Source organism: Sporosarcina saromensis, assembly GCF_033253735.1.
In the GTDB taxonomy this organism is placed as follows: Bacteria; Bacillota; Bacilli; order Bacillales_A; family Planococcaceae; genus Sporosarcina; species Sporosarcina saromensis.
Window position 1 is genome coordinate 92,760 of sequence record NZ_JAUBDI010000009.1, and the last position, 11,823, is coordinate 104,582.

At 40.8% G+C, this 11,823-nt stretch carries 9 protein-coding genes; 6 read left to right on the forward strand and 3 right to left on the reverse strand.

Annotated features, from left to right (window positions below):
* Positions 1–84 precede the first annotated feature (84 nt).
* Complete coding sequence (locus QT711_RS10840) at positions 85–1,872, forward strand: sensor domain-containing diguanylate cyclase (protein ID WP_317944174.1); 1,788 nt, start codon at positions 85–87, stop codon at positions 1,870–1,872.
* 583 nt (positions 1,873–2,455) lie between these two features.
* Here QT711_RS10840 and QT711_RS10845 read toward each other — a convergent pair.
* Complete coding sequence (locus tag QT711_RS10845) at positions 2,456–3,454, reverse strand: hypothetical protein (RefSeq protein WP_317944176.1); 999 nt, start codon at positions 3,452–3,454, stop codon at positions 2,456–2,458.
* Between the two features lie 283 nt (positions 3,455–3,737).
* On the opposite strand from QT711_RS10845, the gene QT711_RS10850 reads away from it, so the two are divergent.
* Entirely contained in the window at positions 3,738–3,962 is a 225-nt protein-coding gene (locus QT711_RS10850) for a hypothetical protein (protein WP_317944178.1), read from the forward strand.
* Between the two features lie 38 nt (positions 3,963–4,000).
* Here the strand turns inward: QT711_RS10850 and QT711_RS10855 are convergent, their stop codons facing one another.
* Positions 4,001–5,278 carry a mechanosensitive ion channel family protein gene (locus QT711_RS10855; protein WP_317944180.1) on the reverse strand — a complete coding sequence of 426 codons (1,278 nt, stop codon included), beginning with the start codon at positions 5,276–5,278 and terminating at the stop codon, positions 4,001–4,003.
* 442 nt (positions 5,279–5,720) lie between these two features.
* Here QT711_RS10855 and QT711_RS10860 point away from each other — a divergent pair, with 442 nt between their 5' ends.
* Both QT711_RS10860 and QT711_RS10865 read left to right on the forward strand, forming a co-directional pair.
* Positions 5,721–6,698, forward strand: a complete 978-nt coding sequence (locus QT711_RS10860) for a siderophore ABC transporter substrate-binding protein (protein ID WP_317944181.1) — start codon at positions 5,721–5,723, stop codon at positions 6,696–6,698.
* A gap of 173 nt (positions 6,699–6,871) precedes the next feature.
* Complete coding sequence (locus tag QT711_RS10865; RefSeq protein WP_317944183.1) at positions 6,872–8,569, forward strand: transglutaminase domain-containing protein; 1,698 nt, start codon at positions 6,872–6,874, stop codon at positions 8,567–8,569.
* 169 nt (positions 8,570–8,738) lie between these two features.
* On the opposite strand, the gene QT711_RS10870 is transcribed toward QT711_RS10865, so the two are convergent.
* Positions 8,739–9,335 (reverse strand): TetR/AcrR family transcriptional regulator, encoded by a 597-nt coding sequence (locus QT711_RS10870; RefSeq protein WP_317944185.1) that lies wholly within the window; start codon positions 9,333–9,335, stop codon positions 8,739–8,741.
* Between the two features lie 231 nt (positions 9,336–9,566).
* On the opposite strand from QT711_RS10870, the gene QT711_RS10875 reads away from it, so the two are divergent.
* Both QT711_RS10875 and QT711_RS10880 read left to right on the forward strand, forming a co-directional pair.
* Complete coding sequence (locus QT711_RS10875; protein ID WP_317944187.1) at positions 9,567–11,243, forward strand: FAD-dependent oxidoreductase; 1,677 nt, start codon at positions 9,567–9,569, stop codon at positions 11,241–11,243.
* 18 nt (positions 11,244–11,261) lie between these two features.
* Entirely contained in the window at positions 11,262–11,717 is a 456-nt protein-coding gene (locus QT711_RS10880; RefSeq protein ID WP_317944189.1) for a CoxG family protein, read from the forward strand.
* Positions 11,718–11,823 lie beyond the last annotated feature (106 nt).

Sequence of the window (11,823 nt, forward strand, 5' to 3'; positions counted from 1 at the left end):
TGTATCTAGTTATCAACGTGGTATTCTATACAAATAAGTAAATTCTACCTAAATAAATAGTAACTTTGGAGGCAGATAGGTTTAATGAGGAAAACAAAACTGATTCATACGACTACCCGACGACTAACTTTCATTGTTCTCATTGTCGGTGTGATATTTTCTTTCTATTCTCTTTTAACCAATCCAACATCCAGATCTTCCTCCTCATTAAAACTTGGCCCTTATTATGAGATATTCCGTGATTCGTCTGCATCACTTACGATCGACGACTTATTAACCGACGATTATCATTCATCCTTCACTGCCAGTACCGATAACTACTTAAATTTTTGGCATACAGATGATGTCGTTTGGCTTCGCTTACAAGCAGATGAATTACTGTTGGAGCACGATAAATCCTACTGGCTCGAACTAATTGATAAACTAGAGAGTATTACAATGTATCTTGTAAATGAGGACGGTTCTTATGAAATACAAACAGGTGGTTTTTCGAACTTAGAAAATCGGCCAATTCATTTCCGCTCGATTTTATTTACCATCGATAATCCATCAACTGTCTCAGAAATCTATCTGAGATTAGAGGGTTCCCTTCCATTGACAGTGATTTCTTCTCTGTATACAACAAATGAATTCATACAAAAAATTATTTCCTACAAATTTTTCACCGGAGCATTTTACGGTTTCTTAACGGCATTATCTATTTATAATTTATTCTTATACTTTTCACTACGAGAAAAAGCATATCTGTTTTACGTTTGTTACATGTGGAGCTTCATGGTATTTCAAGCTACCATGAATACATTTGACATTGAGTTATTAGGTCAACTTGTACCCGAATGGTTTTTTACGCGATCATTGGTGTTAAGTTGCAACTTATTAGTGTTGTTCATGATTCTATTCGGAAGGGAATTTCTTGAATTAAAAAAGAACTTGCCAAAGTTTTACCGTTTATTGACCATCGCCTTATGGCTAAACATTCTATTGTTTGTTGCAGCAATACTTACCCCAAATGTCAGTATGATTAATGACGTAACAACTGTTTTCACGATGATTGTCCTCGTTTTACTATGGATATCAGGATTCCAGTTGCTTAGGAAAGGCCTTAAATCCGCACGATTTTACATGATTGGGTGGACGATTCTCTTAAGCTCCATTGTTGTACAGGGTTTAGGTTTCTTAGGGATTATTCCTCTGCACCCGCGTATATATGAAGATGTCCCTGCAATCGGGGCAATTTTTGAAGCTTTATTTTTATCGCTCGCTTTAGGCGATAAAATTAGTATTATTAAAAGTGAAAATGAACGCATGCAACAAGCGTTGACTGAAACGCTTGAGGATAAAGTGTTGGAACGGACGCAACAGTTAGAAAAAGCAAAAAGGGAACTTGAATACCTAGCAAATACGGATAGACTGACACAACTTGCCAATCGTTTTCGACTGGATTCTATGATGGATGTCGCTTTCAAGCGAGCAGCGAATGACAATCAACCGCTCTCGATTATTTTACTAGACATCGATAAGTTTAAAACGGTCAATGATACATACGGCCATCAAGTCGGAGATGCAATTTTAATTGAAACGGCAAAATTACTTACAAGGATTCAGCGAGAAAAAGATGTAATTGGCAGATGGGGTGGTGAAGAATTCCTAATCATTTGTCAAGAAACTACAGAGGGTGAAGCACTACAACTTTCCGAGAAGATTCGATCCCTTATGGAGCAACACGCATTTCCTATAAATGAACCGCTAACGGGTAGTTTCGGAATTGCTTCGTATCTTCCAGGTGACACCGTCCACACACTCATATCCAGATGTGATAAAGCTTTGTACCAAGCAAAACTGAATGGCCGAAATCGAGTGGAGGTTTTCTAGATTTCTGAGTGTTCATGTCGATTTTAATAGTATGGGATGGCTCGAGTGTTGTGATGCGAGCAGGTTACGTTGTGATACGAGAGAGGAATGTTGTGATACGAAGCTATTACGTTGTGATGCGGCTCGAGTGTTGTGTTGCGAGCGGGTTACGTTGTGATACGAGAGAGGAATCTTGCGATACGAAGCTATTACGTTGTGATGCGGCTCGAGTGTTGTGTTGCGAGTGGGTTACGTTGTGATACGAGAGAGGAATGTTGTGATACGAAGCTATTACGTTGTGATGCGGCTCGAGTGTTGTGTTGCGAGCGGGTTACGTTGTGATACGAGAGAGGAATCTTGCGATACGAAGCTATTACGTTGTGATGCGGCTCGAGTGTTGTGTTGCGAGTGGGTTACGTTGTGATACGAGAGAGGAATCTTGCGATACGAAGCTATTACGTTGTGATGCGAGCGTGTTCCGTTGTTGATGCGGATCAAGCATAATGACGTGGCAAGTGCTTTCCCTTCCCGCCACTCGCTTTTCTTATGCTTAGTCATCAATATTCACCCTGAAAAAGTGGCCTTAAGTTCTCAGGCCACTTTTTCACTTTTTCCGCTCTGCATTCAACTGCTCTTTGTTTTGTTTTATCAGCTTTTCAAAGTAAGAGAGTTCATTTTCTGCAGGTTCTGTTGTCACATTTGAAATTTCACTATCAACGCTGTGGCTATACTCGTACGGAACACTTTTCTCTACTTCTTTATTCTCGCTTTCTTCTTCACTCATTTCTTTCGTTTCGGACACTGTTCGTACTTCTGAAGACTCCTCTACTATTCGCTCATTTTCATTGGCTTCTTGCTCTTTAACTTCAACACAGTTTACAGCAACTAGGTCCTCTTCCCGAACTTCAGAACTATGAGAGATTTCGTTCGTAACTTCTTTAAATTCTCCATGTGCATGCTCTCCCTCCACCTCTGGAAGTTTCGAGCGTTCACTGTCCGCCTCTTCCCAATCAAACCGTTCGTTCACTTGAAGATCACCCTGTTGTTCAATACCATCTTTCACACAGGTCAATTCTGACAAGGACTCAAACCAATCCATAACTTCTTCAATAACTTTTTTATAGTCAGCTGAACCCTTTACTAATCCTAAATTGGGTTTATGGTAGAAACGAATTGGATGAAAGGGATATTTTTCGTCTGTCACTTGAAGAAGAAGTGTAATTCTTTCCACTTTTCCACTCTCTGATGTAGCACTTTGCTCATCACCTTTCAGGTCTGTTTGGTTTGAAGTGGACAGTACGTGGTCGTCTGCAAGGACAGAAACCGATTCGAGTAATTCAGCCTTATAACTGAATGTCTCATACGACATATTCTTCTGCGGTTTCTCCAGCAGTTCCCCTTCATGACTTTGAGCTCTCCACAAATATATCTGTTGCTTGTCCCCATCTAGCGAAACTTTCGCCAATGCATCTGCCGCAATAAATGTACGTAGTCTGGAAGAAGCCACTCCATTCAGTTGCAAGGATTGGAGCTTTTTGCGAAGCACTTCTACTTGTTTATCCTCGATCCTCTGTGCTTGTGCAAACAGTTTCATCGCTATCACGCAAGCAATTACAAGCAATAAAAAAGCCTTCAGACCATAGCCATTAAAAATTGCATGAATGAATAGTCCAGCCGCACCTAATGGAAGGAAGCAGCCTAAACACCCAAAGAAATTTGAAATTCTCCTAGCGATGGTTTTCCTCCCCTTTCCATAATATGAATTCTATTAACTGTACGGTTTGAATGGAGAGAAGTTTCATATTCCTTTCTCAAACGATACGATCCAATGGCCAGGCACCTAACTCCTCACCGTCTAATATACTACAGTGGAAGGAGTGTCAGTCATGCATTGGCAGCAAAAAGTTCACTATTTAACGGGACAGCCAGTCGGGGTTTCATTTCAGAACGGGCAAGGTACGTCAGGTGTATTATGCGGTTTCTCGGATGGTAAATTGCTACTTATCGAATACCTATACCATACGCAATTTGCTATGAAGCAGTACGATTTACGCACGATTCAAGATATCCATGGGTTTCCGCCATGTCCACATGAACAGCGTCTATATTGAATAAATAAACGAAAAAAAGTGAGAGGAACGGGAAATTCCTACTCACTTTTTTCATTTAATTCATACCTATCCCCTTCACTAGTAGCACGTTGTGGCATCCACTTAAAATCACTTCCTGCAGGATTTTGGAATACACGAAGTCCAAATTGACCCGCTACGGCAAATAGATGGTCAAAAATATCCGCTTGCACAGCCTCGTAGATTGTCCATTGCGTACTATTCGTAAAGGCATAGATTTCTAACGGCAGACCGTTTTCACTTGGAGCCAATTGACGAACCATCAACGTCATCTCCTGATGGATGCCAGGGTGTCGTTTCAAATATTCATGTACATAGACTCGAAATACGCCTATATTTGTAAGCGCACGCCCGTTGACCACATTTCTCCGATTGATGCTTTTGGTCGTATTGTATGTTTCAATTTCCAATTCACGTTCCGTAATGTAGTCGCTTAGAAAGTGAATTTCTCTTAAATGATCGAGCAATTCTTTCGAGCAAAATGCAATGCTTGACGTGTCAATATGCAGGGCACGTTTAATACGGCGCCCCCCGGATTCTTGCATCCCTCTCCAGTTAATGAACGAATCGGATATGAGCGCATAACTCGGTATCATCGTGACTGTCCGATCAAAATTACGGACCATGACCGTGTTTAATGAAATATCGATAACATCTCCGTCCGCCCCATATTTCGGCATTTCAATCCAGTCCCCGACTCGCACCATGTCATTCGCAGACAATTGAACCCCTGCAACGAGGCCTAATAATGAATCTTTGAACACTAACATGAACACGGCTGAGAGCGCACCGATTCCACTCAGCAAGATTAACGGACTTTCTCCTAGCAAATTAGCAATGACGAGGATGGTTCCGATGATGATAATCGTGATTTTCGCTACTTGGATATAGCCTTTAATTGGCTTCGTCTTTGCAATTTCATACGTTTGGTAAATATCATTGAACACTGTTAACAAGCGGTTCATCACACTAAACGCTACGATCATAATGTACGTGATTGCTAACGTTTCTATCGCCGTCCGATACGTCGGAAATGACGCAGCAAAGTAATAAATAATGATGGCAGGGACAAAATGCGATAACTTATGGAACACTTTTCGCTCTACTAATACATCATCCCATTTGTACTTATTTTTGCTGACAATATGCGTGATAAAGCGGATGACGACTTTTTTTGTAATGAAGTTTGCAATGACGCATAGAAGCGTAATGCAGGTAATAAGTATGATAAAAGCAACAGGATCAAGCCAAGGTGGCTCCACTCCATAGCTTGAAAGCTGATTACGAATAAAAACCACTTCTATTCCTCCTAAACTGATTTGACCAATAATTTTCTCTTATAGAATTGTAGCGCAGGAATGCCGTTTTTGTCTGTAAGATGACCTATTATTAGGGTGGATTTACTTGCTTTGGGCAATGGATGACTCGCTATGAAAATCAGGCATTCTTCTTTTTCAGAAACCCTTTCTATATACCATTAAGGATACGAGAATTTATACGATCTATTCATCTCCAAAGAAAGGACGAATGGATTCTTTTCTTGTTGCACAATGATATACATGTTTTCTTCGTATCCCATAGCATAGAAAGTTCGCACGTAACTGATAATGATTTTCAATTAATAGTTGACATTCCATTTTAATCTGATAAAATCAAGTTTGTAAGGTAACTGATAATGATTATCACTATTAATCAATATCAATTCCGAAAATCAGAAGATGGAAAAGGAGATAGTCAAGCATGAAGAAATGGTCTTTATTTACACTTGTTTTATCACTACTTTTTGTTCTAGCTGCATGCGGAACGAGCAGTGATAAAGATTCCAATACGAATGGAGCAACAGGAACAGATGCTGACAAACCAGCAACTGAAGAAACTACACCAGTTTCCATTAAGCATGAGCTAGATGAAGAAGAAGTTGTATTCGAGAAAACACCTGAGAAAGTTGTTGTCTTCGACTTTGGTGTATTAGATACATTAGATGAATTGAATATTCCAGTTGCGGGTCTTCCACAAGCAACGATTCCTCAGTACTTGGAAAAGTATAAGGGTGATGAATACGAGAATCTTGGAAGCTTGAAAGAACCTGATTTCGAAGCAATTCATGCAATGCAACCTGACGTCATTTTCATCTCTGCTCGTCAATCAGATCTATATGAAGAATTCAAGAAGATTGCTCCAACTGTATACATGGGTGTAGACTACACGAACTATATGGATTCATTTACAAGCAACATGGAAACAATCGGTAAACTTTTCGGTAAAGAAGATAAAGTGAAAGCTGAATTAGCTGAAGTGAACGCTTCTATTGAAGAGATTAAGGGAAAAGCAGCAGCTAAAGATGAAAAGACGTTAATTATTATGGGGAACGAAGAGAAAGTCAGCGCTTATGGACCAAGCTCTCGTTTCGGAATTATCCATGATGTTTTTGGATTCAAGCCTGCTGACGTAAACATTGAGAAATCTACACATGGTCAAAGCATTTCATTCGAATACGTAATGGAACAAAATCCTGACATCCTTTTCGTTATTGACCGCGATTCTGCATTTGATGCGAATGCAAGTGTAAAAAATGCGATTGAAAACGACATTGTCAAGAAAACGAACGCTTATAAAAATGGTAAAATCGTTTACTTAAACGGTGGCCCTTGGTACCTTGCAGGTGGCGGATTACAATCCATTAAAATCATGATTGAAGATGTAAAAGCTGGATTGTAAGACAATCTTTCTAACACGCAAAAACTTCTGGTTGTAGAAACTAGAAGTTTTTGCTTTTTTTGCGTTTTCCCCCTTTTATCAAGTTCCCCTCACAGACTTGTGATGCTAATTTAGCACGATTCACAAAATATTGTTATAGTATAGGTAACTGGTAAATCGTTAGGAGGAAATCAATGTTTAGTAAGCAAGCGATCGGACTCTTTTTTTGTCTACTTTGCTCAGGAATGTTGCTTGCATGCTCGAATGAGTCTGCAGCCCCTTCTGAGAAAAAAACTGTAGAGGCAGAAGAACCGAAAGATGATTTTGCAATAGCGGTGGAAAAGAAAAATGCTGAACTTGAAATGACACCATTAGAGCTTACAAGTTATGGCGATGAAGTTGGTGCTACCCTCTCACAGCCTAGCCACACAAACTTTGCAGTGAATGAAGTTGTGACGGTTGAAGGGAATGTGGAACAGTATGAACAGTTACAAGGTCAATATGTATGGATTAAGCTCCAGTATGATGGAGAGGCAAATACGGACAATACCATGGAGTATTATGCACCCATCACAGACGGGAAATTCAAACAAGATGTAACCTTATTTAATGGAGAAGGTGACTATCGGGTTACTGTACTTCTTCCTAGTAAAGACCGAGAGAATTACTATTATGATCTAGTAAAGTTCAATGTATATAATGTGAATCCTACCGTACAACGCGATATCACGTACACAGCATTCGCCCAAGATGCACATTTGACAATTGAACAACCTGCAAGTGGCTACGTGGAAGAAAACGAGGTCTTTACCGTTAAAGGCACAACTGCTATTGATCATGAAACGGTTATGATCGAGCTAAAGAAAGACGGTGAAGCTTGGAAACACGTCCTCCCTGTCAAGAATGGAGAGTTCCAATACGACATTCCGTTGTTTTACGGTAAAGGTGTACACAAACTAAACGTGTATGTACCAGACAAGGAAAGAGAGAACTATTACCAGGAAGGAACCATCCTCTATATTGAAAATACGTCCGATCTTGTGACTGAACCCATCACTTATACGACAACTTATGATGAAAGAGGAGTCGCGCTTGAATTTCCTACTTATGGCGGTCAAGAAACGGATCACACGTATCGGATTAAAGGAACCATTGACAAAGATGCTCCCTTCGCAAAAGAAACAACCCATCTATATATTACAACCAAAAAAGATGGAGACGAAGCACTTGCTGTTATTCCTGTAACGGATTACAAATTTGATGACGAGTTTTATTTGCGATTTGGACCAGGAACCTATGAAGTCATTGTGAGTGTACCAGAGATCAAAGAGAAAAACAGTGCCAAGTTCTACTATTACAACGTAGCTGAATTCTCTGTTGAAAGTACCGCCACAGAAGATCAACGTGATACATTACCATCTAGGGGTGTCCAGTCAGATTCCATCGATATACTCGCACTCGCAGATGAGCTCATGAAAGAGTCGATGTCGGATCGCGAAAAAGCGAAAGCCGTATATGAATATACTGCAAAGACGATTTCTTATGACGTGAATAAGATGAAGAATAATGAGTTTGAGTGGGACGATAGTGCATTAAAAGTGCTTGATTTAAAAACAGGGATTTGCCAAGATTATACGTATCTTGCAATTGCAATTCTACGGGCAGGTGGTATGGAAGCTAGATATATTGCAGGTACAGCGGGATCAGGTTTTAATTTTGCACGACATGCATGGGTGGAAGTGAAAGTTGACGGTGAATGGCTAACAATGGATCCTACATGGGGTGCTGGATACATTGACAAAGGCGAATTTGTAGCAAATTACACAGAAGACTTTTTTGATCCGAATGAAGAAGCGTTTAAAACGCACTCTCGTTCTGGAGTGGAATATTAGAATGTGTAAAGCACTACAATTATTGAGGATGTGCCAACCTCGAGGGCGTTTCTCTGCACTCATGAGTATTCACTAAAAAATTGACAAAATGCATGAGGGTTATTGACCTTCATGCATTTTTTATTAGCTTTCCTATGCGCCTTGCCAGTTCACTAAAACTAACTACAACTTAGCGCAAATACGGATTGTCCACCATCGGTCCAACCGTCGACATTGTTGTTAGCTGCTTTGCCATGTACGTCGGCGTATGCGGCATATCATTTTTTAACCACCAAATGATGACACCTAAATAAGCAGACGTAATGTAGGCAATTGAAATTTCCATCGGCACTTTAAATGTATGCTGATCATTAATCATATATTGAGCACCTTCCCTCACGAATGTCTCAATAATCCGTTTCACCGAGTCAATGAAATAGGGCACTTTTTCATGCGCCAGCATGATTTGATAAAACTGATTCCGTTCAATCATCTTCTCAAAAAGCCTCACAAATATTGGATGAGGATTATCACTGTCGTATTTGTACTCATAATCATTCACTTGAACACTTTTACGTAAATCCTCTAGCGCTTCATCCATCAGTTGCTCCAGCAATTGTTCCTTGTCGTAATAATGTAAATAAAATGTAGCACGATTTAATCGGGAACGTTCTGAAATTTCCCTTACCGTAATTTTTTTGTAATCCTTTTCTTCCAATAACGCCAATAGTGCTTCCTGAAACATCGCTTTCGTTCGTTGTACCCGTGGATCCACCTTTGTAGACACTTCTGCTCCCCCTGTCGATTATCCTTTCACTACTAGACATTTCCCATCAATTTGCCGACAACACAACATTAATCTGAAAAATGTTTATTGTCATAAAAGTATTGTTAGCTATAATTATACCTAACGACACGGTGTCAATAAAGTAAATTAATAAAATAGTCTTAGTTTTACACAGTCATTTTGTTGTTGGTTTCTTCAAACGATTTCCAAATGAATATGGGGGGTATTAAGTTGGTAATTAGAAAAAACGTAAAGTGGGACGTCGAAACTGATGTAATTGTGTTAGGAAGTGGCGGCGCAGCGTTAACGAGTGCGATTCTTGCACATGATCAAGGTGCTGAAGTACTCATTCTTGAGAAAGCGGACCAAATCGGGGGTACAACTGCTTTTTCTGGAGGGATTCCATGGATTCCGAACAATCGCTACATGAAAGAACTCGGTCTTGGTGATTCACATGAAGAAGCGAAAACGTACATTACGAAGTTAACAGGTGGTAAAGAGCCCGATCCTGAGCTCATTGATGTGTTCATCGAAAACGGTGCGAAAATGATCGACTATTTACATGAACATACACCTGTGAAGTTTGCGGTGCCTAAAGGATATGGAGACTACTACGCAGATTTGCCAGGTGGAAAGCAAGAAGGAAGATCGCTTGACCCTCTCCCGTTTCCGTTAAACGATCTCGGCGAGTGGGCAGATAAAATTAGAAGAAATCCGATTTTCCCACCTCTTACATTGGCAGAAGGCGGCGCAGTCGATCCGGCTGACATTGACTTCAATCTTGTCGCAACACGAATGGAAAACAACATTACAACGATGGGAAGAGCGTTGGCGGGTAGTCTCTTTAAAGGAGTGCTAGATCGTGGCATTCCTGCATTAACAAAAACACCTGGTAAAGAACTTGTCATGGATGATGAAGGAGCAGTCATTGGGGTTCGAGCGGAGACTGAAGAAGGTACTGATTTATTCATCGCCGCAAAGAAAGGTGTCGTCATTGCTTCAGGTGGTTTTGAATGGAACAAAGAACTTGTCCGTTCCTTCTTGAAAGGTGCCATTACACACCCTCAGTCCCCTTCTTATAATGAAGGCGACGGACTCATTATGGCAATGGAGGCGGGCGCAGCACTCGGCAACATGAGTGAAGCGTGGTGGTCACCTGCCTATGTGGATCCTACGATTGAATACGAAGGAAAAGTATACAACCAAATAGACAGTCAAGCGCGTGCAATGGCAAATTGCATTATGGTCAATAAACAAGCAAAGCGGTTTGTGAATGAAGGATCGACCTATATGGATCTTCCAAAATCATTTTACACATATGATCAAAACTCACAGTCACATCCGAACGACTCTTCTGTCTGGATGATCTTTGACCAACAATTGAAAGATCGTACGCTCATCGTCACGATGGCACCTGGAGAAGACGCTCCTGACTGGGTACCACAAGCAGCTAGCATCCGAGAGCTTGCAGAGAAAATTCAACTCGATCCCGACCGATTGGAAGCGACTGTTGACCGGTACAATCAACATGCCGTCAATCATGTAGATCCGGACTTTAACCGTGGTAGTCTCCATTTTGAGAAGTTTGCAACCGGCTTTAAAGGACCTGAAGCGATGATCGGACCCATTGAAAAAGGACCATTCTATGCGATTCCAGTACATGCGGGGTCACTAGGAACTAATGGAGGGCCACGTATTAATGAACATGGACAAGTGATTAGCCTCCGCGGAAATGTTATTCCAGGCTTGTATGCAGCTGGTAACGCAGCGATGGGTATCCTTGGAGGTGCTTACCCTGGTGCAGGCGGGACGATAGGACCAGCTTTAACATTCGGATATTTAGCCGGAAAGCACGTGGGTAATGTTGAAAGTAGAAGCATACACATTGAAGAGATCGTTTTAGCATAATAGAGGAGGAATTTAGAAATGCCTAGTGGTACACACGCACTTGAATTGGATTTACCGATTGAGAAGATATGGAACTTTGTCAGTGATATGAATCGATGGGCGCCGCTCGTTCCCGGCTACATTGAGCATGAAATTTTAAGTGACACGCAATCGACTTGGACGTTCAAAGGCGATATCGGCATCATGCAAAAAACCGTTAAGCTGAAGATCGACATTACAGAGTGGCAAGAGCCTTCGCTCGTAACGTTCAATTTGACAGGACTGAACGAAAACTTTGCAGGCAATGGTTTTTTCAAAGCAATTGCAGTATCTGAATCCAAAACCGAAATGATCGGAAACTTGGATATTACAGCAAAAGGCATGATGGGACCGATGATCAATACGATCTTGAAAAACTTTGTGCCGAAAACTGCTGAAGACTTAACAAAAGCGATTGCAGAGGAAATTGAAAACATTGAACTGAAAAAAGTGTAAGGCAGAACAAACCGGCAGCCCTCATTAAGAAGGCTTCCGGTTTGTTTACATTTTAATTCTCACTCATTGGTCGCTAATATACTTACAATTAGCTCTTCACGACTTC